At 66.3% G+C, this 23,428-nt stretch carries 15 protein-coding genes; 7 read left to right on the plus strand and 8 right to left on the minus strand.

Features of this window, described 5'->3' with window-relative positions:
• Positions 1–253 precede the first annotated feature (253 nt).
• From ICJ04_RS03715 to ICJ04_RS03730, 4 genes are all read right to left on the minus strand, one after another.
• Positions 254–2,539 (minus strand): TonB-dependent receptor, encoded by a 2,286-nt coding sequence (locus ICJ04_RS03715; RefSeq protein ID WP_188326213.1) that lies wholly within the window; start codon positions 2,537–2,539, stop codon positions 254–256.
• Positions 2,540–2,776: 237 nt separating this feature from the next.
• Positions 2,777–3,517 carry an acetoacetyl-CoA reductase gene (phbB, locus tag ICJ04_RS03720; RefSeq protein WP_188326214.1) on the minus strand — a complete coding sequence of 247 codons (741 nt, stop codon included), beginning with the start codon at positions 3,515–3,517 and terminating at the stop codon, positions 2,777–2,779.
• 32 nt (positions 3,518–3,549) lie between these two features.
• Positions 3,550–4,878: a CitMHS family transporter gene (locus tag ICJ04_RS03725; RefSeq protein ID WP_188327188.1), complete on the minus strand. Its 1,329-nt coding sequence runs from the start codon at positions 4,876–4,878 to the stop codon at positions 3,550–3,552.
• Between the two features lie 51 nt (positions 4,879–4,929).
• Positions 4,930–6,075 (minus strand): porin, encoded by a 1,146-nt coding sequence (locus ICJ04_RS03730; RefSeq protein ID WP_188327189.1) that lies wholly within the window; start codon positions 6,073–6,075, stop codon positions 4,930–4,932.
• A 458-nt stretch (positions 6,076–6,533) separates the two neighbouring features.
• On the opposite strand from ICJ04_RS03730, the gene ICJ04_RS03735 reads away from it, so the two are divergent.
• The 4 genes from ICJ04_RS03735 (at position 6,534) to ICJ04_RS03750 (ending at position 10,383) form a co-directional block, all read left to right on the plus strand.
• Positions 6,534–7,232: a response regulator transcription factor gene (locus ICJ04_RS03735; protein ID WP_188326215.1), complete on the plus strand. Its 699-nt coding sequence runs from the start codon at positions 6,534–6,536 to the stop codon at positions 7,230–7,232.
• Positions 7,219–8,613, plus strand: coding sequence for a sensor histidine kinase (locus tag ICJ04_RS03740; RefSeq protein WP_188326216.1), 1,395 nt, complete (start codon positions 7,219–7,221; stop codon positions 8,611–8,613). Before ICJ04_RS03735 ends, ICJ04_RS03740 begins: the two co-directional genes overlap by 14 nt.
• Positions 8,610–9,662: an ABC transporter substrate-binding protein gene (locus ICJ04_RS03745; RefSeq protein WP_188326217.1), complete on the plus strand. Its 1,053-nt coding sequence runs from the start codon at positions 8,610–8,612 to the stop codon at positions 9,660–9,662. Before ICJ04_RS03740 ends, ICJ04_RS03745 begins: the two co-directional genes overlap by 4 nt.
• Before the next feature lie 73 nt (positions 9,663–9,735).
• Positions 9,736–10,383 (plus strand): response regulator transcription factor, encoded by a 648-nt coding sequence (locus ICJ04_RS03750; protein ID WP_188326218.1) that lies wholly within the window; start codon positions 9,736–9,738, stop codon positions 10,381–10,383.
• Positions 10,384–10,712: 329 nt separating this feature from the next.
• Here the strand turns inward: ICJ04_RS03750 and ICJ04_RS03755 are convergent, their stop codons facing one another.
• Positions 10,713–13,361 carry a PAS-domain containing protein gene (locus ICJ04_RS03755; RefSeq protein WP_188326219.1) on the minus strand — a complete coding sequence of 883 codons (2,649 nt, stop codon included), beginning with the start codon at positions 13,359–13,361 and terminating at the stop codon, positions 10,713–10,715.
• Positions 13,362–13,417: 56 nt separating this feature from the next.
• Complete coding sequence (locus ICJ04_RS03760) at positions 13,418–14,578, minus strand: porin (RefSeq protein ID WP_188326220.1); 1,161 nt, start codon at positions 14,576–14,578, stop codon at positions 13,418–13,420.
• Between the two features lie 231 nt (positions 14,579–14,809).
• Here ICJ04_RS03760 and ICJ04_RS03765 point away from each other — a divergent pair, with 231 nt between their 5' ends.
• Positions 14,810–16,153 carry a dicarboxylate/amino acid:cation symporter gene (locus ICJ04_RS03765; protein WP_188326221.1) on the plus strand — a complete coding sequence of 448 codons (1,344 nt, stop codon included), beginning with the start codon at positions 14,810–14,812 and terminating at the stop codon, positions 16,151–16,153.
• A gap of 215 nt (positions 16,154–16,368) precedes the next feature.
• Positions 16,369–18,660, plus strand: coding sequence for an NADP-dependent malic enzyme (locus ICJ04_RS03770; RefSeq protein WP_188326222.1), 2,292 nt, complete (start codon positions 16,369–16,371; stop codon positions 18,658–18,660).
• Between the two features lie 281 nt (positions 18,661–18,941).
• Here ICJ04_RS03770 and ICJ04_RS03775 read toward each other — a convergent pair whose 3' ends face one another.
• Complete coding sequence (locus ICJ04_RS03775) at positions 18,942–19,646, minus strand: basic secretory protein-like protein (RefSeq protein WP_188326223.1); 705 nt, start codon at positions 19,644–19,646, stop codon at positions 18,942–18,944.
• Complete coding sequence (locus ICJ04_RS03780) at positions 19,643–22,990, minus strand: GH92 family glycosyl hydrolase (protein ID WP_188326224.1); 3,348 nt, start codon at positions 22,988–22,990, stop codon at positions 19,643–19,645. Before ICJ04_RS03780 ends, ICJ04_RS03775 begins: the two co-directional genes overlap by 4 nt.
• 236 nt (positions 22,991–23,226) lie before the next feature.
• Here ICJ04_RS03780 and ICJ04_RS03785 point away from each other — a divergent pair, with 236 nt between their 5' ends.
• Complete coding sequence (locus ICJ04_RS03785) at positions 23,227–23,424, plus strand: zinc-finger domain-containing protein (RefSeq protein WP_042614687.1); 198 nt, start codon at positions 23,227–23,229, stop codon at positions 23,422–23,424.
• Positions 23,425–23,428 lie beyond the last annotated feature (4 nt).

The following is a 23,428-nucleotide window of genomic DNA, read 5'->3' on the forward strand; positions in this document are numbered from 1 at the left end:
AAAGCGGTAGCGCCGAGCCATGCTCGGCGGCTTTTGCTTTTGCTTTTGCTTTTGCTTTTGCTTTTGCTCTTGCTCTTCTCTCTCCCCCAACCCGGCGGGGGCGGCCCACTGTCCGGAGGCGGGGCGAGGGAGCCATGCAGGACCCTTGAGCCCCCGGACGGGGCGAAAGGAGCCTACATGGACGTACTTGCGGCGTGTCCTGCATGGTTCCCTCGCCCCGCCTCAACCCATGAAACCAAACGCCCGCCGAAGGTTAAAAATCCACACCCACTGTCATGAACACCTGGCGCGGTGCGCTGGCGTGGATCGCGTAGCGGGTGCCGGTCGGATCGGTCGGGGCGAACGAGCTCAACTGCCCGGCATAGCGCTTGTTGGTCAGGTTGGTCGCGTTGAGCGATACCTTGATGTCGCGCAGGCCCATGCCCGGTCCGAAGGAATAGCCCAGTCCGGCATCGAAGGTGGTCACGCCCGGCACTGACTGGTCGTTGGTGTAGGTGTAGTAGCGCTTACCGGTGTACTTGGCACGCACGCTGGCGAAGAAGCCGTCGCGGTTCCAGCTCAGTTCGCTGGAGGCCATGCGCTGCGGGGTGTCGACGGTGATCTTGCCGGCCACCGGCACGACAGCGCCGCCGGACGTGTAGTCGTCTTCGTAGGTGGTCTTGTTCCAGGACAGCGCGTTGTACCACTGCAGGCCGTCGATCGGCTTGAAGATAAAGGTCAACTCGGCGCCCTGGCTCTTGACCGAGCCGACGTTGATGAAGCGCGTGATGCATTCCGGCCGCGTGCCGACTTCGATGCTGGTGCACGGGTTGAGCGACAGCAGGCGGTTGTCGAACATCACGTGGTAAGCCGCCAGGGACGCTTGGTACTTCTCGCCGAAGCGACGGAACCCTGCCTCGAACGTGCGTGACTTCTCCGGCTCCAGGTCATCCACGCTGGCAGCGAAGGACTCCGGGGATACCTGCAGGGGGCCGCCACTGCCGCCGCCGACGAAGGCCGCGATGTTCTCTGCATACGAGGCGAACACTTCCTGCTGGGGACTCAGCTTGAAGCTGATGCCGGCCTGCGGCAGCACCGATTCCTTTGCGGTCAACGTGCCGGATGCATAGAGCGATTCGTTGCCCGGCTTGGCGCGTGCGGTCATCCGGGTGTTCGGACTCTTGATGCCGACATCGACGGTCATGCGATCGTCCATGAAGCGCATGCGGTCCTGTACGTAGAACTGCCGCGTGCGGATGTCGAAGTCCTGGTCGAACAGGCGGCGATCCGGATGGTTGAGGTACGTGTCGTCCAGGAACGGGCCATCGATGTAGTAGAAATTGCGTTCGACGTTGTGGTCGTTCTTCTCGTACCACAGGCCGGCCTCCAGCTCATGCAGACCCACGCGCCATGTCAGCGCCGCCGTGAGACCCTGGCGGTTGATGGTGTAATTGGTACTGCGGATCGAGATCGGCAGCGCGCGATCTGTGCCGGGGTGGGAGGGCTGGCCCGGTGCCCACCAATGGCCTTGGCCGCGGTTCTCGTGGTGGTAGGCCAGCAGCTTCAGTCCGGCTGCGTCGCCCAGTTTGACGTCGGCATCCAGCGCGTACAGGTTGTCGTCGCGCAGCGCACGGCTCTGGTAGTACGCATCATCGATGCTGTTGACGCCGCCGCTGAAGGCGCAGCGTGCCGGATCGCGTGTGGCCGGTGCGCAGTACGCGGCGGCAACGGCGCGGTCCCAGTCCGGTGCGTAGATGTTCCAGTCATAGCCCAAGCCGCGTTCCAGCATGCTCTTGGACAGGTACGCATAGTTCGCCTGGCTGGCGCGCGAGGTCGCCGCGAAGGCGCCGAAACGGTTGTCACCGACCTGCCATACGGCTTTCGCATTGAACTGGCGCGTGGTCTGGTTCTGATACGGCGCGGCCCACATGTCGGCGTCCTGGTGCACACCGGACACATAGGCGGAAAAACCGTTGAGGTCGCCGGTGTCCACGCGCAGATAGCCGCGACGCTGGTTGTCATCGCCGGCAGTGATGCTGGCACGACCACCGAACTCGGTGGAGGGGTCCATCGAGAAGTATTGGATGGCGCCGCCCAGGTTGCTGGTGGACGCGACCCCCAGCGAGCCGATGCCCTGCGAGAGCTCGGCGCCGGCGAGATTCTCGGCGATCAGTGCGCGGGCGATGCTCAGGCCGTTGTAGTTGCCGTAGCTGTTGTCGCCCAGCGGGATGCCGTCCAGCGTGTAACCGAGGCGGCTCTTGTCGAACCCGCGCAGGCTGATGGTCTGTGATTCCTCATTGGCCCCGAACGCATCGTTGGATTGCACCGACACGCCGGGCAGGCGATCCAGGATCTTCTGTCCGCTTGTGCCGGGCGGCAGTACCTGCTTGTCCACGGCCGTGATGCGCTGCACCTGGCGGGTTTCGCCTTGACCGATCACCGAAACGGCGTCCAGGGTCTGCGCCGTGACGGCGGTATCGGCGAGGGTTTCGCCGGCGGCGTGGGCATTGGCGGCGCAAAGCGCGATCGCCACGGCAATCGTCAGGTGTCGGGTCTGCATGTCGGTCCGTTGCATGGGGGAAGGCCTGCGTGCTGCAGGTCACCAACCACTATGCAAAGCGGAAATGACGGCTTTTTGACGGTAAAGCGAACGTTCGTTGTAACTGCGACGCTGTTCGCTTTATGCAACGGGAACGCACGCTGGCACCCAGGGTAGCGCCGCGCCATGCCCGGCGAGCGCAGCGGAAAGGGGGTGACGACCACCCGTCGTCACCCCCCCGCGTGCCACCGCATCGCATCACCCCATGTACAGACCGCCGTTGACCGGATAGTCCGCCCCGGTCACGTACGCGGCGTCGTCCGAGGCCAGCCAGCCGCACAACGCGGCCACTTCCTCCGGTTTGCCCAGGCGGCGGATCGGCACCGAGGCCGCCAGCCGGTCCAGCACATCGGGCGGGAAACTGCTGATCGCCTGGCTGGCGATATAACCGGGCGAGATGGTGTTGACCGTGACCCCGCGCGCTGCGGTCTCTGCAGCGAGTGCACGGCTGAAACCGTGCATGGCGGCCTTGGCGGTGGCGAAGTTGACCTGGCCGATCTGCCCCTTGTGCGCGCTGACTGAGCCGATGTTGATGATGCGCCCCCAGCCACGCGTGGTCATGCCGTCGACGACCTGCTTGGTGATGTTGAACAGTGAGTTGAGGTTGGACGCGATGACCGCGTTCCAGTCATCGGCACTCATCTGCCGGAACAGCACATCGCGGCTGCCGCCCGAGTTGTTGACCAGCACGTCCACCGCCCCAACATCGGCTCGCACCTTGTCAAACGCCGTAGCGGTGGAGGCCCAGTCGGTCGCATTGCCTTCCGATGCGATGAAATCGAAGCCGAGGTCGCGCTGTTCACGCAACCAACCGGCCTTGCGCGGCGAGTTCGGCGCGCAGCCTGCGACCACCGTGTGGCCCGAGCGTGCCAAGGTCTGGCAGATCGCGGTGCCGACACTGCCCATGCCGCTGGTGACGTATGCGATGCGAAGCGTCATTGGTTTCTCCAGGTTGCGGAATACGGGCCGCCTCAGGCGGACAGCGGATACAGCGAGAACAACAGGCCACCCGCCATCAGCAGCAGGGAAATCAACACCGCCCACTTCAGGGTGAACTTCTGATGGTCGGCGAACTCCACCTTGGCCAGGCCCACCAGCAGGTAGGTCGAGGGCACGAGCGGGCTGAGCAGATGTACGGGTTGGCCGGCCAGCGAAGCGCGGGCCATTTCGACCGGCGTGATGCCGTAGTTGCCGGCGGCCTCGGACAGGATCGGCAGCACGCCGAAGTAGAAGGCATCGTTGGACATGAAGAACGTGAACGGCATCGAGGCCAGCGCGGTGATCACCGCCAGGTACGGCCCCCAGCTCTCCGGAATGATCGCCAGGAAGCTGTGTGACATCGCTTCCACCATGCCGGTGTTGTTGAGGATGCCGGTAAAGATGCCGGCCGCGAAGATCAGCGACACCACCGACAGCACGTTGCCTGCGTGGTTGACCACCCGGCGGCGCTGCTCGGCCAGGTTCGGGTAGTTGATCACCAGGGCGATGGCGAAGCCCACCATGAACAGGATCGGCATCGGCAGCAGGCCCATGATCAGGGCGGCCATCAGCGCGGCGGTCAGACCGAAGTTCACCCACAACAGCTTCGGCCGCTTGATGTCTTCGGCGTCTTCAACCGTGGGCAGCGCATCGCCATCATCGGACACGCTGGAATCCATCCATGAGCCGCCCTGCGGCAGCGACACCACGCCCAGGCGGCGGCGCTCCTTCATGCCCAGGTACCAGGCCAGCACCAGGATGCCGGCGCAGGCGATGACCATCGAAGGAATCAGCGGGACGAACACATCGGCCGGGTCGACATGCAGCGCAGTGGCGGCGCGCGCGGTCGGGCCGCCCCACGGGGTGAGGTTCATGACGCCGCCCGCCAGGATCGTCACGCAGGTCATGTTCAATGCGTTCATGCCCAACCGCCGATACAGCGGCAGCATCGCCGAGACGGTGATCATGTAGGTGGTCGAGCCATCACCATCGAGCGAGATCAGCATCGCCAGAACGGCCGTGCCCATGACGATCTTCAGCGGATCACCCTTCACCACGTTGAGGATGATGCGGACCAGCGGATCGAACAGGCCGGCGTCGATCATCACCCCGAAGTACAGGATGGCGAACATCAGCATGACGCCGGTGGGCGCGATTTTCTTGATACCGTCGAGCATCATTTCATCGATGCCGGCACCGAAGCCACCGAGCAACGCGAAGATGATCGGGACGGTGATCAGGGCGACCAGCGGCGACAGTCGTTTGCTCATGATCAAATACATGAACGTAATGACCATGCCAAAGCCGAGGATGCTGAGCATCATCTGCGGACTCCTTGCGGAAAAGGGCGGGAGGGGAAGGGGAGGGGGGGGTCAGAAGTCGAACTGCAGGCGCCCGGTGACCGCGCGCGTACGGTCGACGGTGACGTCGGCCAGGCGATCGCGGTTGCGGCTCTCGATCAGGTTGAGCATGAAGCGCAGGTTGTCGCGCAGGTACCAGTTGCCGCCCAGCGTCCATGCCTCGGTGCTGCCATCGCGCAGGTCGGGCAAGCCGATGAGATGCTGGTCACCCCGCATCTGGTCATAGCGCAGTGCCAGCTCGAACGCGCCGGCCTTGTGCCGGATATCCTGGATGCGCGCGAAGCGCCCGGTCTTGCGGTCGTAGCCGCGCGACTCACCGGTGACGAACCAGCTCACCATCCCGTAGCCGGCCAGCACCTTGCCGTGCTGCAGGCCGTCGTCGAACGTGGCCCCGCTGAACTCGCCCTGCCACGACCACGGACCGCGTACCTGCGCATACTCCAGCGACCACTTGTCCACATCGGTATCGCGCCCGGCGGAGAAGTCGACCAGGGTCAACCGGCTTTCATCGGACAGGTGGCCTGCCGGACGTGGGCGGATGCGCAGCGCCGGGGCGCCGCTGGCACCGGGGTTGTCGTACAGCTCGCGCGCCAGCGAAATACCCAGGTGCAGCACGTCGCCGGCTGCGGGACTCGGCGCCCACGTGGCACGGCCGCCGGCGGCGCGACCCTTGACCTGCCACGCGTCGATGCTCTCCAGGCTGTACAGGCTGGCCGCCCAGGTGAAGTCACCCGGATTGGCCTGCCAGGACGCGCCCAGGCGATACAACGGCGCCAGCGAGGTGCCCGCGTTGCCGCGCTCCAGAAAGCTGCCGTAGTTGGAGCCGGTGCGGTCATCGAGCGAGAAGTACTGCTTGAACTGACCGACGGTGAGCCGGCCGGCATCGCCGAAGCCGCGGCTCAGGTAGACATCCTTGGCTTCGACACGGTCGCCGGAGAAGTCGGCTTCCATCTTGTAATCGACGACGAAGAACTTGCCGGACACGTCAATCCACGCGCGCCGCACTTCGGTGTCGTCCTTGTTCGGCGTGCCGCGCCCATCGTTGTCGAACGTGGCGAAATCCAGGTGCAGACGGCCACCGATTGCAGCGGTGACTGGGCGCTGATCATCCGCAGCAAACACCGGTGCAGCAGCAGACAACCACACCGCCCCGACCAGCGCACGACGACCGAAGCCCGCCCAACGAACAGAAAACTCTTCCACAAACCCTCCCAGGTGCGCGCCCGGCGCGCGGCCAACGTGGGCACCCGAAACAGGTGCGAGGCCGCAGTCTCTTCCCCGCAAGCTGTCATGCGCCTGTCAGCGGTTTGTGCAGTGCAGCGAACTCCCCACATTCCGCCCGCCGAGCACGGCTCGGCGCTACCGCTTTTCATCTCCCTTCATACGCGGCAGGCAGCAACCGGGAAACCGTCAGGGCGACGGGCGGGGTGGGTATGCGGGGCCTTGAGCGGCAGGAGCCGCGAAGAGCTACATGGACGTACTTGCGCGTGCCCCGCATACCCACCCCGCCCGTCGCCAACCGGTAGTCCAGCTTCAGGGCAGCCGCGAGGGGGTCTCACCCGTTCGACCCACTCCCCGTGCGTTAGCATCTCAACTCCCCCGCACCCGACAACCGCATGCGCCTGCTGCTGGTCGAAGACAACCCGGACCTCGCCGATGCCATCATCCGCCGCATGCGCCGCAACGGGCACGCCGTGGATTGGCAGGCTGACGGCCTGGCCGCGGCCAGCGTCCTGCGCTACCAGGCCTTCGACCTGGTGGTGCTGGATATCGGCCTGCCCAAGCTGGACGGACTGCGCGTGCTGGCGGGCATGCGTGAACGCGGCGACAGCACGCCCGTGCTCATGTTGACCGCACGCGATGGCATCGAAGACCGCGTGCAGGCACTGGATGTGGGTGCCGATGACTACCTCGGCAAACCGTTCGATTTCCGCGAGTTCGAGGCCCGCTGCCGCGTCCTGCTGCGACGGGGCCGCGGCCAGGCCAGCGAACTGGTGCAGATCGGCGGCTTCCAGTTCGACAACGCCGCGCACCGGGTGAGTCTGGACGGCGAGCTCATCGAACTGCCGAATCGTGAGTTCCGCCTGCTGGAGATCCTGGTCGGGCGCAGGGGACAAGTGGTGGGCAAGGACGAAATCGGCAACGGCTTGTTCGGTTTCGACGACGAAGCCGGACCCAACGCCATCGAACTGTACATCGGACGACTGCGCCGCAAACTGGCGGCCGCGCCGCTGCGGATCGTCACCGTGCGCGGCGTGGGCTACATGCTCGAGGCGGCCCAGTCCGCCACCGGAGACATCGATGCAGCGCCGTGAGCGGACGGCGCCGCCTTCGCTGCGCCGCACGCTGACGCTGTACCTGGGCGTGTTGCTGGGGGTGTTCGCCGTGGCCCTGTTGTTCGCTGCACGTGACTACGGCCAACGCGCCGCAAATCGATCCTACGATCACCTGCTGGTGTCCTCGGCGCTGTCCATTGCCGATTCGGTGGCGCTGGTGGACGGCCAGTGGCAGGTCGACCTGCCCTATGCCGCGCTGGACCTGCTGGCCATGGCACCGGAAGACCGGGTGTTCTATCGGGTGGCCGACAGCCGCGGCAGCCTGATCACCGGCTACGGCGACCTGCCACCGGCGCCACGCGCTGCCACGGGCGAAGGTCCTGCGCCGCAGCTGTTCGATGCCCCCTACAGTGGCGAGACCGTGCGCTTCGCCGTGGTGGCACGCACCCTGTCTTCGCCGTCCGCGCAGGGAGAAGTGCGCGTGCAGGTAGGGCAGACGCGGCGTGCGCGCGAAGCGCTGGCACAGGAAATGGTCAACCGCGCCCTGCTGGCCATCAGTGTGCTGTCGCTGCTGTCCCTGGCCCTGGTCGGCGTAGGCGTACACCGTGCATTCCGTCCGCTGGTGCGCGTGGAGCGCGAACTGTCGCGCCGGGAGCCCTCCGACCTGAGACCGTTGGATGCGCACGTGCCGCGCGAGATGGACCAGATGGTCGCGGCGCTGAATCGCTTCATGGAACGCCTGTCCAGCAGCAACGAAACGCTGCGGTCGTTCATGGCCGAGGCCGCCCACCAGATGCGCACCCCGCTGGCCGCCTTGCGCGCGCAGGCGCAGTTGGCGCTGGACGATGACGACCCGGAAGACATGCGTCGGAGTCTGCAGGCCATCGAGCGCAACGCCAGCCACATGAGCCGCCTGCTCAACCAGCTGCTGAGTGACGCCAGCGTCATCCACCGGTCGAACCTGCAGCGTTACGCGCCGGTTGATCTCGCCGAGACCGTGCACCAGGCCTTGCATGAGGCAGTGCCACAGGTGGATCCGATTCCGCGGGTGCAGTTGCTGGTCACCGCGGGACCGGTGTGGGTGCAGGGCGATGCGCTGCTGCTGCGCGAGGCGATCAAGAACCTGATCGACAACGCCATCAAGTACAGTGCGGCCGCGCCATTGCAGGTGGCGCTGACGACCGAGGGCGACAGTGCTGTGCTGACGATCGCCGACCATGGCCCCGGCATCGCCGCTGCCGATGCAGAGCGGGTGTTCGAGCGCTTCGCCCGCGGGGAGGGCGCCGCCGCGGGGGGTGCCGGGCTGGGGCTGGCCATCGTCAAGCGGGTAGTCGATGCCCATGGCGGCCACATCGACCTGGCCAACCGCCGCGAAGGCGGGCTGGTCGCCACCATCACCCTGCCCCGGAGTCATGCATGAGCCGTCTGTTGGCCGCCCTGTTGCTGCTGCTCAGCGCCCTTGCCGCGCACGCCGAGCCGGGGGACGTGCAGCGCTTCCCGGCGACCGGGCCTGCCACGGCGGCCCTGCGCATCCATGGCAGCACGGACATCGAGGTGTTCGCCGTGGTGATCGCGGATTACCAGCGCCTGCATCCGGGCACGGAGGTGATCTACGAAGACATCATCACCCAGGACCTGCACGCGCGTTACCTGGGTGAGCGCACGCGCGTGCCGTCCGCCGATCTGCTGATCTCCAGTGGCATGGACCTGCAGGCCAAGCTGGTGAACGACGGCCACGCGCTGGTGCATCGTTCGGCGCAGGCCGACACCCTTCCCGCGTGGTCGAAATGGCGCAACGAAGCCTTCGGCATCAGCTACGAGCCGGTGGCGATCGTCTACAACACCCGCACGCTGCCTGCTTCGCGCGTGCCGCGCACGCGGCGGCAGTTGCTGGACCTGCTGCGCGCGCCGGATGCGCCACTGCGCGGGCGGGTAGGCACCTATGACATCAACCGCAGCAGCGTGGGCTATCTGCTGGCCACGCAGGATGCCCAGCGCGGCAGCATCGCCGGTGCGCTGCTGGGTGCGCTGGGTGACAACCGCGTCGTGCTGGAAGAACGCACCGGTGTGTTGCTGGACAAGGTGAGCAGCGGCGAACTGTCGCTGGTCTACAACGTGCTGGGGTCCTACGCGCAAGCGCGCATCGACGATGGCCAGCCGCTGGGCATCGTCGAGCCGGAGGACTACACCCTGGTGATGTTGCGCACCGCGCTGATCCCGCGCACCGCACGCAACAGCGCCGAGGCCGGCCGCTTCCTGGACTATCTGCTGTCGCCGCGCGGCCAGCAGGTGCTTTCCCGCGAGGCGCGGCTGATGCCCATCGTGCGCGGCGGCGGCATCGGCAATGGCAGCCCGGAGCGCAGCCTGCGGCCAATCCAGCTCGGCCCCGGGCTGTTGGTGTACCTGGATGCGCTCAAGCGTCGGCAGTTCCTTGATGCATGGAACAGCAGCGTGCGTCCGGCGCGGTAGACGATGCGCTGGGGGCAGTCATTGACTGCAGCCTGTGGAGGCAGCCGACTGAAGTCGGCTCTACAATGGCGGCATGAGCGAACTGAACCTGCTGGTGGCCGATGACCACCCCCTGCTGCGTGCCGCTGTGGTGCATTCGCTGCGGCAGGGGATGCCGCACGTCAACGTGCGCGAGGTGGCCAGTGCCGAGGCGCTGGAACAGGCGCTGGATCAGCAGCCGGACGTTGACCTGGTGCTGCTGGACCTGACCATGCCGGGGGCGCACGGTTTCTCGGCGCTGCTGCATGTGCGCGGTTCGCACCCCGACATCCCGGTGGTCATCCTGTCGTCCAACGACCATCCGCGGGTGATCCGGCGGGCGCAGCAGTTCGGTGCCGCCGGCTTCATTCCCAAGTCGGCGCCGCCGGAAACGATCAGCGAAGCGGTGGTGGCCGTCCTGGATGGCGGCTTGTGGTTTCCGGCAATGGCCGCTGAGCGCTCCGATGCCGATGCGTTGCTGGCCAGCCGGTTGGCCCAGCTGACGCCGCAGCAGTTCAGGGTGCTGCTGTGCTTGGCCGATGGCCTGTTGAACAAGCAGATCGCCTACACCCTGGGGCTGGCCGAGAACACCGTGAAGGTACACGTCACCGCGATCCTGAGAAAGCTGGAGTGCCACAGCCGCACGCAGGCTGCCGTGCTGGTGAAGGCGCTGGAGCCGGAAGGCGACGCCAGCCTGGTGTAGAGGCGTGCTGGGTGCAGGTACACGCCGCGCTGCGCGCTCGCCGAGCGTGGCTCGGCGCTACCGTGGAGCTGATGCCTGATGCCGCGCTGTGCGCTCGCCGAGCGTGGCTCGGCGCTACCGGGGAAGCTGATGCCTGATGCCGCGCTGCGCGCTCGCCGAGCGTGGCTCGGCGCTACCGGGAAGCTGATGCCTGATGCCGCGCTGCGCGCTCGCCGAGCGTGGCTCGACGCTACCGTGGAGCTGATGCCTGATGCCCTGGTAGCGCCGAGCCATGCTCGGCGGAAACCGTCCGTTCCCGAGGCAGACATCCGCCGACCATGGTGCGGCGTTTACCGTTGGTGACGCAGCAGCAGTTGGGTCATCAGGGCGCGCAGCGCAGGGGGGCGCACCGGCTTGGACAGGAACCCCCAGCCATTCGCCGACGCCAGCGCCTTCAGCGCATCATCGCGCTCGGCGGTGACCAGTACCACGGGGGGGCGGCTGCCCCACTGCCCACACAGCGCTTCGTACAGGTGCGGCCCATGAAACTCGCCCATGCGCACGTCCAGCAGCAGCAGTTCCGGCGCGTGCCCCGCGCGTGCAGCCTCCAGCGCCGCCTGCGGTCCGTCGGACTGTTCCACCTCACAGCCCCACTTCTCCAGCAGCGCGCGGGTGGCGGCGCTCACATGTGCATCGTCGTCGATGGCCCACACACGGCGTGCGCGCAGAGGGCTGTCCGCGGTGGTTTCCAGCACCACCGGCGCGCGGGTCACCGCCGATTCCACGACATCGCCTGAGTGGCCCAACGGCACCGCGACTTCGAACATCGTGCCGCTGCCGAGTGCCGAACGCAGCCGGATCGGATGCCCCAGCAGGCGGCCGATACGCTCCACGATGGCCAGGCCCAGCCCGGTGCCGCGCTCCTGTCCATCATGCAGCCGTCGAAACTCCTCGAAGATCTCCTTGTGCAGGCTCTCCGGAATACCCGGGCCCTGGTCATGCACCTGTATCCACAGCCGCGCGCCGTCGCGGCGGCATCCCAGCAGCACGCGGCCGCGCGGTGTATAGCGCAGAGCGTTGGACAGGAAATTCTGCAGGATGCGCCGCAGCAGATCTTCATCACTGACCACCACGGCGCGGGTGGGCACCCAGTGCAGCTGCAGCCCGCGGCCTTCGGCGGCGATGCCGAACTCGCGTGCCATGGTCTCCAGCAGGGGATTGAGCGCAAAGGAGCGTACCCGCGTCTGCAGGCTTCCCGATTCCAGCCGGGAGATGTCCAGCAGGCTGACCAGGATCGCATCCTGTGCCGACAACGCGGCTTCAATGTGATCAACGGTCTGGTGTTGCTCGGCGTCCGCCAGCTTCCCGCGCAGCACCGACACGAACATGCGCGCGGCGTTCAGCGGTTGCAGCAGGTCATGCACGGCAGAGGCCACGAAGCGGGTCTTGTAGCGGTTGGCCTGTTCCGCCTCGCGGCGCGCCTCGTCCAGGTCGTGCGTGCGCTCGACGATGCGATGCTCCAGGGCGTCGGCCAGCGACCGCAGCTCGCGTGCGGCGTTCTTGTAGCTGGTGATGTCGGCGTAACTGGTGACAAAGCCGCCGTCGGGCAGCGGGTTGCCGCGGATCTCCAGCACGGTGCCGTCATCCTTTTCACTCTCGCGCATATGCGGCCGTCCACTGCGCAGGTGGTTGAGCCGGCGTTCGATGGCTTCGTCGATCGGGCCTGGTCCCAGCAGGCCGCGACGCGCGTTGAAGCGGAATATTTCTTCGATGGGGCGACCCACCTGGATCAGCCCGGAAGGAAATCGGAACAGCTCCAGATAGCGCGAGTTCCAGGCGACCAGACGCTGCTCACGGTCGATGATCACCACACCCTGCGGCAAGTGCTCCAGGCTGCGGCTCAAGCCGCGGTCGGCATCCTGCGCCGCTTGCAGCAGCCCGTCCTGCGCGCTGCGCAGCTCCTGCGCATGCTGCTTGAGCAGGGTCTCCAGTTCGCGGCGGCTGCGTTGGCGGTGCGCGGACAGCCGTCGTCGTTGCTGGATGAACAGCGCCAGGAAGCCCAGCGCCATCCAGGCCGCGCCGCCGCCGATCGCGGCACTGCGGGCCACGGCGCTGGCCGCACTGGCGTCATGCAGCAGGTGCAGGTGCCACTCTTCTTCCGGCAGGTCGACGGTCTGCCATAGCAGCGAGCGCGGCATGGCCGGGTCGGCCATGCGCACGATGCGGCCGCCGTCGTCCAGCACGCGTTCGGTACGCGCGCGCAACGGCTGCAGCGCACGGTCGGCATATTGTCGGCTGGCCAGCATTTCGCTGCGCTCACCGCGCCCCAGCTCACGCAGCAGGCGATACCGCCAGGCGTCCTGGTTGGCGAGGAACACCACATCATGGTTGTCGCTGGCGAGCACGATATCGGAGGTGGTCAGCCACTCCTGTTCCAGCGCGGACAGTTCGATCTTGATCACCACCACGCCCAGCCGGATGCCGTCCGCATCGTCGATGGCGTGGGACAGGAAGTAGCCAGGCACCCCGGTGGTCATGCCGATGCCGTAGAACCGGCCGTGTCCGGTGGCCATGGCCTGCCGGTAATACGGCCGGTAGCTGTAGTCTTCGCCGACATTGCTGGACGGCTGGTCCCAGTTGCTCGCTGCAACCGCCACGCCGTCACGGCCGACCAAGGTCAACGTCGACGCGCGGGTGACCTGGTTGGCCTGCGAGAGCTTGAGGTTCAGCCGTTGGCGGTCTGCATCGTCGGGCGCGTGGCGCAGCGCGTCCAGCAGATCCGGGTCCAGCGCCATCACCTGCGGCAGGGTGCCGAAGCGATCGATCCGCTGCTGCAGGCCTTGGGCGTACAACTGCAGCTGACGCTGTACCTGCGCGCTTTCGCCCGCGAGCGCGCGCTGGCCTGCGAAATGGCCGGCGGAGACCGCACACAGCACGGTCCCACCGATCAGCACCAGCAGGGTCATGGCCAGCTTGCGGTAGCGGGTGAGCCGGTACATGCGCCGAGTCTACGGGCAGGGCAGGTCGTTGACCCGACCTGCCCGCCGGCATCGGATCAGAAATGCATCTGCGCGCGGACTTCGAAGATCTCCGGGGTGGTGTGCACGCCACGGCGGCTGGCATCGGCCTTCACGTAGTTGGCCTGGAACTTGAAGTGGCTGGTGAGGTACCAGTTCGCACCGATGGTCCAGTTGTGTTCACGGCCACCCAGCACGTCGGCATCGTCCAGGTCCAGCCGGCTGTAACGCGCCAGCAGTTCCACCGCGCCGTACTCGCGCGCCGGCTTGATGTTGGACACGCTGCCGGCACTGTACGGGCGCGACTCGCCGGTCAGCACCCAGCTGCCCATCACGTACTGGCCGTTGCCGGTGTAATCCGGCTTGCCCTCGCGGGTGATCGTGGCCTGCAGCGCCTCGGCCTGCACCGAGAACGGTCCGCGGATCCAGATGCCTTCCAGGCCTGCACGATTGACCTTGTCCGCGGTGACAAGCGCACCGGAATCCACCAGGCGCAGATCGGTCAGGCCCGCCTCGGGACGCGCGCGGAAACGGGCGGTGGCCTCATGGTGCACATCACGGCCATCACGCCAGCCGCGCGGGTTTTCCTGCGACAGCGCCAGGCCGAGGTGCAACACGTTGGCTTCGGCCTTCACCGGCGTCCACACCGCACGCACGGCCTGCATCGTGCCGGGGTTGTCGCCCTGCAGATCCTTGCCACCGTACACGCCTGCCTGCAGCAGGTAGGCCGGACGTTCCAGCACCCAGTCGAGACCGGTACGACGGCCGGCGTAGAACGCCTGCACCGGCATCGCGTACTCCATGAAGCTGCCGGCACGCGAGCTGGTCACCGCATCCAGGCCGACCGGGGTCTTCATGTAACCGACCCGGAACTTGCCGATATCCTGGCCAGCGAAGGCCTTGCTCTCCACGCGCAGGAACACGTCCAGCCAGGTGTCGGACTGGAAGTCGTAGTACACCATGGCGTCGTACACGCCCTTCTTCTTCAGCGTGGCGCCGAATTCCTTGCGGCGCACGGCGTCGGCGTTTTCGATGTCGCCGGAAAAGTTGTTCCAGTCGTAAGCGATGTTGCCGGTGGCGGCCAACTCGGTGCCGTCAGCGAACGCCACCTTGGTCGGCCAGTTGTCAAAGCCGGCCGCGTTGGCCAGCAGGGGGCTCGCGGCCAGGGACAGGGCAAGCAGGGTAGGGGTCATTCGCATGGGACGGCGGATCTCTATTCGGGAAGTGGAACAACACGTCATCCGCGTGGGCGGGTACGTCGCGACCGGCGCAGTGTAGGGGCAGAACCGGCAGGGAATCTTCCTGAACCGGGGGGTAGTACCAATAGGCTATCTGCTACCGGGCCCCGGGCGCGTACAAAGAGCGCCATCAGATGCCGCGCCACGCACGCAACGTGCCGGGAGCGCCATTTTCACCTACCGGAGCTCGTCATGCACGTTCCCACCGCCACACCGGTGCCCACCAAGCCGCTGCCGTTCTATCGCCAGCTGTATTTCCAGGTGGTGGTCGCCATCGTCCTGGGCGCCGTTCTTGGCCATTACGAGCCGCTGGTCGGCGAAAAGATGAAGCCGCTCGGTGATGCGTTCATCAACCTGGTGAAGATGATCATCGCGCCGGTCATCTTCCTGACCATCGTGACCGGCATCGCCGGCATGACCCACCTGCGCACCGTGGGCCGGGTCTTCGCCAAGGCGATGGCGTACTTCATGTTCTTCTCCACCCTGGCCTTGGTGGTGGGCATGATCGTGGCGCACGTGGTGCAGCCCGGTGCCGGCATGAACATCAATCCGGCCGACCTGGACCAGAGCGCGGTCAACAGCTATGTGGAAAAGTCGCACGACCTGACCCTGGTCGGCTTTGCGATGGACATCATCCCGAAGACGCTGGTCAGCGCGTTCGTGGATGGCAACATCCTGCAGGTGCTGTTCGTGGCGGTGCTGTTCGGTATCGCACTGGCCCTGGTCGGTGAGAAGGGCAAGCCGGTGCTGTCCTTCCTGGAAGCGCTGGTCGCCCCGGTGTTCAAGCTGGTGCACATCCTCATGCGGGCCGCCCCGATCGGTGCGTTTGGCGCCATCGCGTTCACCATCGGCAAGTACGGCGTCGGCTCGCTGATCAACCTTGCCTGGCTGGTCGGTTCGTTCTACCTGACCGCGTTCCTGTTCGTAGCGGTGATCCTGGGCGCGGTGGCGCGCCTGTGCGGCTTCTCCGTATTCAAGCTGGCCCGTTACCTGAAGGCCGAGCTGCTGCTGGTGCTGGGCACGTCTTCTTCCGAGTCGGCGCTGCCGTCGCTGATGGAAAAGATGGAACGTGCAGGCTGCAGCAAGTCGGTGGTCGGCCTGGTGGTCCCCACGGGCTACTCGTTCAACCTGGACGGCACCAACATCTACATGACCCTGGCGGCGCTGTTCATCGCGCAGGCCACCAATACCGAACTGACCCTGGGCCACCAGATCGCCCTGCTGCTGGTGGCGATGCTCAGCTCCAAGGGCGCCGCAGGTGTTACCGGCGCCGGCTTCATCACATTGGCGGCCACGCTGGCCGTGGTGCCGGAAGTGCCAGTGGCCGGCATGGCCCTGATCTTGGGGGTGGACCGCTTCATGAGCGAGTGTCGCTCGCTGACCAATTTCATCGGCAATGCCGTGGCGACGGTAGTGGTCTCGCGCTGGGAAGGCGCCTTGGACCGCGACCGCCTGAAGCTGGCGCTGGACGGCCGCGAAAGCGAGCTGCCGCCGCCGGTGGATGCGCCCCTGCCCGCCGTGACCGCGAACATCTGACCCCTTCCACGTCAGGAGGCGGGGCCCGTCAGTGATGACGTGGCCCCGTCGTTTTTTCAGAGCTGACCCGCCGCGCCGGACCACGCGCGGCATGCGGGCAGAATCCCTCGGGTGGTGCGCTGCAGCATCCGCAGCGACAGCCCAGCGACAGGTCCCCAACGTACAACGGGGGTATGATCCCCTGTCCCTCTTGCCCATTCATGTGCCCAACGTCGATGTCCAACGAAGATTTCAAGCAGGCCGCCCTCGATTACCACCGCATGTCGCCGCCGGGCAAGATCAAGGTCACGGCGACCAAGCCGATGCTGACCCAGCGTGATCTGTCGTTGGCTTACTCGCCCGGCGTCGCGTATGCGTGCGAAGCCATCAAGGCCGATCCGGCGATGGCCAGCGAGTACACCGCGCGCGGCAACCTCGTCGCTGTGATTTCCAACGGCACCGCCGTGCTCGGCCTGGGCAACATCGGCCCGTTGGCCGGCAAGCCGGTGATGGAAGGAAAGGGCGTGCTGTTCCAGAAGTTCGCCGGCATCGATGTGTTCGACATCGAAGTGGACGAGATGGATCCGGACAAGCTGGTCGACATCATCGCCTCGCTTGAGCCGACTTTTGGCGGCATCAACCTGGAAGACATCAAGGCGCCGGAGTGCTTCATCGTCGAGCGCAAGCTGCGCGAGCGGATGAAGATCCCGGTGTTCCACGATGACCAGCACGGCACCGCGATCATTGTCGGTGCAGCGGTGTTGAATGCCATGGCGATCACCGGCAAGAAGATCGAAGAAGTGAAGCTGGCGACCACGGGCATGGGCGCGGCTGGCATCTCTTGCGTCAACATGCTGGTGCAGCTCGGCCTGAAGCCGGACAACATCCTGGCCTTCGACCGTGAGGGCGTGATCCATACCGGTCGTACCGACCTGGATCCGGAAAAGCTGCGTTATGCGCGCGACACGGACAAGCGCACGCTGGCTGAAATCGTCGACGGCGCGGATATCTTCCTGGGCCTGTCGGCGCCGGGCATCCTCACCGCCGACATGGTCAAGACGATGGCGCCGGATCCGGTGATCTTCGCGCTGGCCAACCCGACGCCTGAAATCATGCCGGAAGACGTGCGCGCGGTACGTGCCGACGCGATCATCGGCACCGGCCGTTCGGATTACCCGAACCAGGTCAACAACGTTCTCTGCTTCCCGTATCTGTTCCGCGGTGCGCTGGACGTGGGCGCCACCGCGATCAACGAAGAAATGAAGATCGCCTGCGTCCGCGCCATCGCCGCATTGGCGCGCCGCGCCGCCACCGACATGGGCTCGGCGTACGGCGGTGAGACGCCGAGTTTTGGCCGTGAGTACCTGATCCCGCGTCCGTTCGACCGCCGCCTGCTGGTGGAGTTGTCCGCCGCGGTGGCCCAGGCCGCGATGGATTCCGGCGTAGCGTCGCGGCCGATCGCCGACATGTCCGCCTACCGGCAGAAGCTGTCGGAGTTCGTGTACCGCACCAGCCTGATGATGAAGCCGGTGTACGACCGCGCGCGCACCGACAAGCAGCGCGTGGTGTATGCCGAAGGCGAAGAAGAAGTCGTGCTGCAGGCCGTGCAGAACGTGGTGGACGAAGACCTGGCGCACCCGATCCTGATCGGCCGCCCGGACGTCATCGAGGCGCGTATCCAGCGCTTGGGCCTGCGCCTGAAGATCGGCGAGAACATCCAGGTCACCAATATCAATGACGACCCGCGCTTCAACGAGTACTGGCAGTATTACCACGGGCTGACGGGTCGCCGTGGCGTGACCGTAGCGGCGGCGAAGAACCTGATGCGCTCGCGGCCAACGCTGATCGCTGCGGTGATGGTGGCGCGCGGTGAAGCCGATGCGCTGCTGACCGGCGTGGTCGGCCGCTTCCACAAGAAGCTGGGCTATGTGCGCAGCGTGCTGCCGCTGGAAACGAAGGTCACCTCGACCTCGGCGATGACCGGTGTGATCAACCAGCAGGGCGTGTTCTTCTTCGTGGACACCCACGTGCAGGAAGATCCGACGGCCGAGCAGCTGACCGAAGCCACGCTGCAGGCGGCCTACCGCATGAAGCTGTTCGGCATCGAGCCGAATGTCGCACTGCTGTCGCACTCCAATTTCGGCAGCCACGATTCGAAGGACGCGCTGAAGATGCGCCAGGTCCGCGAGATGCTGCTTAAGCGCAACCCGCGTCTGAACGTGGATGGCGAGATGCAGGGCGACACCGCGTGGGACGAAGCGCTGCGCCAGAAGCTGCTGCCGGGCTCCACCCTGACCGGTCGTGCGAACCTGTTCGTGCTGCCGAACCTGGAAGCGGCGAACATTGCCTACAACCTGGTTCGCGTATTCACCGACGGCGTAGCGATCGGCCCGATCCTGATGGGCGTGGCCAAGCCGGCCCACATCCTGACCAGCAGCGCGACCTCGCGCCGCATCCTCAACATGACCGCGATCGCGGCGGTGGATGCACAGATACGCAAGCAGCTGGAAGCCGAGAAAAAGGCCTGACGGCCTTTTTCGCAGCGGAACCGGTAGAGCCGACTTCAGTCGGCTGGCTGCAGGTATTCGATCCGCTGGGCGCAGCCGACTGAAGTCGGCTCTACCAGTCGGCTGGCTTCAGGTATTTGATTTGCTGGACGCAGCCGACTGAAGTCGGCTCTACCGGTCGGCTGGTTTCAGGTATTCGATCCGCTGGGTGCAGCCGACTGAAGTCGGCTCTACCGGTCGGCTGGTTTCAGGTATTCGATCCGCCGGACGCAGCCGACTGAAGTCGGCTCTACCGGTCGGCTCTACCGCGTGGCCGCCTTGGCGTACGCAGTCCACAGGTCCGGCAGGGTGTGGCCGGTGTGCGTCTGCCACAGGGCGGGGGTGTAGCGCCCGCTGCGCAGGGCGCCGTCCAGGGCCTTCACCAGTCCGGGGTGGGCGGCTTCGCTCCACTTCAGGAAAGCGCCCGTCACCCGGTAACCGGTCTCGGCGGTCTGTCCTTCCTTCACCGTCAGCGGTAGTGCCCATCCGGCGGCGGCGTTGTCGACCCCGTAGCGGTCACGCGCGTAGTCGGCGATGCCTTCCACCAGCCAGCCCGGCACGCGTGCGTTGGCGTATTCCGGGTAGCCTTGCACGATGTGCATGGCTTCATGGGTGACCAGATCAGTGTCACCCGTATGCTTGGCCAGCCAGGCCGGGTTGATAGTGATTGTTGACGCCTTGGCCTTCTCGCCGACGTAGGCGATGCCGTCGTAAGCCGGATCGATGACGATTGCCACCTCGGAGGCGGCGTGCGGATGGAAGTCCGCGCGCTGCGGCAGATATGCCTTGAAGAACGTATCGATGATCCGCGTGCGGATGGCCTCCGGAACGGCGTCGCTGGCATCCCGATAGTGCAGGGTCACACCGTCTTGGCGCTGGGTCGCCTCGAACGCGCACGCAGTCCCAGGGGTAAACAGGGCCAACGTAGCCAGACTGAGCGGTAGCGCAGCATGCGCGACGCGGATCACGGCGTGGCTCCCGGTGCCAGCAGCTCCACCTCGGCCAGTTGCAGGCGACCGGGTGCGTTGATGCGCAGCCGGTACTCGGCGTACTGACCGGGTTTGGCGATGCGGAATGGCCGCGTCTGCCGAGCCCAGGCGAAATCTTCCGCCTTGCGCGCGTCCAGCGTGGTCCAGCGACCGTTCGTGGTACGCGCTTCCAGTGTCCACTCACCACCGCGGATCGCGCCGTCACCGCTGGTCAGCGTATACATCGACGGCACACCCGCGGCCGCACCGGTGAAGACCACGGACGCCTTCGCACCCAGCGGAACAGCGGTGCCGGCATCATCATCCAGCAGGGCGTCCAGCGCGCGTCCGTCTTCCAGCGCGGCCTTCGCACCACGTGCCAGCAGGTCGTGCAGCAGGGCAGGGCGGGCACCACGCGGGGTCAGCGAGGGCAGCGCATCGCCCGCGCCGGTTCCCCAGCGTGAGGGCTGCGGGCCCATCTGGAAGTCCAGCGTTGCGCCGGCAGCGATGACATCATGCGGCAGCCAGGTCTTCGTCCACGGTTTGCCGTTGACCTTCAGCGACTGCACGTACACGTTCTCCGGCGAGTTGTCGGCGGCATTCACCGTCAACACCGCGCCATCCTGCAGCGTCACCTTCGCATGGCGGAACAGCGGCGAGCCGATCGCATACTCCGGCGCGCCCATGCGCAGCGGATACAGGCCGAGCGAGGCGAACAGGTACCACGCGGAGGTTTCGCCGTTATCTTCATCGCCCGGATAGCCCTGGCCGATCTCGCTACCCACGTACAAGCGTGCAAGGATCTCGCGCACATGCTTCTGCGTCTTCCACGGCTGCCCGGTGTACAGGTACATCCAGGGGATATGGTGCGAAGGCTGGTTGCTGTGCGCATACATGCCCATGCGTACATCGCGGGCCTCGGTCATCTCGTGGATGACGCCGCCGTACGAGCCGACCAGGGCCGGATCCGCGGTCTCCGGGGTAGCGAAGAACGCATCCAGCTTCGCTGCAAGAGCTTCGCGCCCACCGTACAACGCAGCCAGTCCTTCGCCATCGTGCGCGGCGGTGAACGCGAACGTCCAGCCGTTGGATTCGGTGTAATCGTGGCCCCAGACGCGGGCATCGTAGTCCTTCGATGGCACGCGCCAGCTGCCATCCTCACGGCGGCCCTGGAAGAAACCTGCGGTGGCATCGAACATCGTCGCGTAGCCTGCCGCGCGGTGGCGGAAATAGTCCGCTTCGGTGGTGAGGCGTTCGCGCTGCGCTGGCGTGCTGGCAGACGTCGCCAGTGCGCTCGCCATGTTGGCGATGCCGAAATCGTTGAGCGCGCCTTCCATGGTCCATGACATGCCTTCGTGCACATCGCTGCTGGCAAAACCGCGGAACGTGGAGCGGTCCATGCCCTTGCGTCCGACATGGCGGTCCGGCGGAACGACGGTCGCGTTCTTCAGCGCCGCCCTATAGGCCTGATCGACGTCGAAACCGCGTACGCCCTTCAGCCAGGCGTCGGCGAAGGCCACGTCGGAACTGGTGCCGACCATCAGGTCGGCATAGCCCGGAGAAGACCAGCGGGCCACCCAGCCGCCAGCGGCATACTGTTCGAGGAACCCCTGCACCAGGTCGCCGGCGTCGTCGGCGCGGAACAGGGCGTAGGCCGGCCACGTGGTGCGGAAGGTATCCCAGAAGCCGTTGTTGACGTACACCCGGCCATCGCGGATGGGCGCGAAGCTGCGCACCGCGCTGCCATCGGTGTTGTCTTCCGCAGCGCTGGCCTGGCTGGCGTAACGCCATTCCGGCGACTGCGCACTGCCCACGTTCTCGTGGCCCGAGTTCGGGTACAGGTACAGCCGGTAGATGTTGGAGTACAGCGTGGTCTTCTGGTCCGCACTGGCATCGCCGATGTCGAAGGCGCCCAGCCGTGCATCCCACAGATCCTGCGCGCGCCCGGCCACGCGCTCGATGTCATCGTCACTGGCCAGTTCCAGGGCGAGGTTGTGCCGCGCCTGCTCCACCGAGATCAACGACGTGGCGATGCGCATGTGCACGCGCCGCTCGCCGCCCGGATCGAACTTGATGTAGCCGGTGGGACGCCCGGTTTCAATCGCCCCACTGCTGCGCCATGGCCGATCGAAGCTGGCCACCACGTACATCCGCGTGGCGCCGTTGGACAGTCCGCTGCGCACGTCGGTGTAGCCGGTAAGCGTCTGCGTGGCTGGATCCAGCGTCAACCCGCCGCGCGCATCCACATTGTCGAACAACAGATTGGCATCCCCCTCTGCAGGGAACTCGAAGCGGAACAGGGCCGCGTGGTCGGTCGGCGCGATGGACGCGCCGATGCCATTGTCGAAGCGCACGTCATAGCGATGCGGGCGCGCCGCTTCATGGTCATGGCTGAAGGCCAGCGCGCGCTTGCGGCGATCTGCCTCCGGCACACCGCGGCTGGCGGACGGCATCACCTGGAACGTCTGGCGGTCACCCATCCACGGGCTGGGCTGATGGCTCAGCGACAGGGCCTGCAGGCGGGGCCGGTTGTCGGTGTCGTTGTGCTCGTTCCAGCGGTACAGCCAGTTGATCACGCCGGCATCGGTGGCCGGCGTCCAGAAGTTGAAGCCGTGCGGTACCGCCGTCGCGGGGATGTTGTTGCCGCGCGAGAACCGGCCGTTCGATTGGGTGCCGCGCGTGGTCAGGACCCAGTCCGACGGGCGCTGCGGGGCCCGCATGGGCTGCGGCGCCAGCTGCACGTCGTCGATCCAGCCCGACACCGGCGCACCTGCGGCGCTGGCTACTTCCAGCTCCACGGCGACCACGCGGCGCCCCTGCAGGCCGGCCACATCGCCCAACCGCACCGCCTTGCGCGCCCACTGCTGCGGATACAACGTCCTGGAGTCGCCCTGTGCACGCGCGCCCAGCGCCACCCCATGCTGGTCCCGCGCTGCGCTTGCCGATACACGCTGGCCATCGTCCAACAGCAGGTCCAGCGACGCGTAGGTGGAAGACACCGTATCGCCGTCGACGATCTCCGGCAGCACCAGCCAACTCAGCGTGGTGTCCGCCTCGATCACCTGGTCGGTCTGCAGCAGTACCTGCCGCGCCGCGCCGCCGGGGCTGGCGTAGTGCACTGCGTGCAGCCCGGTGTAGCCCATTCCGGCCTTGGCCGCGTACGGGTCGCGGGGACCCGCACCGACACGCAGTTGCAGCGGACCGGCTTGGCCGGACACCAGCGATGGCTGGCCGGGCTCGAACGAGGTCAGCATCGGGGCAGCGTGGGCAACGGGAACCAGCACGAGGGCCAGTGCAACGAACAGGGGCGCACGGCGCGCACGGTGGGGCACAGACAGGGGCATTGCGTTCTCCTCCCAGAGCAACGCGGACCATCCTGCTACAGGCAAGTTGGCGCTGACAAGTGCATTTGGTTCGATCCAAATCGCTGCGTTGCTGTTTCAAGGCGATGCTGCGGCGCGCCATATGGATCGATCCATGTGTCGATTCGGGGTTGCGCACCGCATGGCAAGCGGGACGGCCTCGCGCCGACGCGGATGCTAGAATCATCGTCCTCGTACTTCCCTTCACGATGCCCGCCATGAGCCATACCGCCACTGCTCCCGCCAACGCTGAAAAGCGTTACACCGTGCACCGCGGCGACCTGCCGCTGAGCTGCCCGACCCCGGAGATGGCGCTGTGGAACTCACATCCGCGCGTCTACCTGCCGATCGAAGACGAACCCAACGGCGAGGCCAAGTGCGCTTACTGCGGCGCCGTCTTCGTGCTGGCCGACTGAGCGG

The sequence above is a fragment of the Stenotrophomonas sp. 169 genome, from assembly GCF_014621775.1.
Classification (GTDB): Bacteria; Pseudomonadota; Gammaproteobacteria; order Xanthomonadales; family Xanthomonadaceae; genus Stenotrophomonas.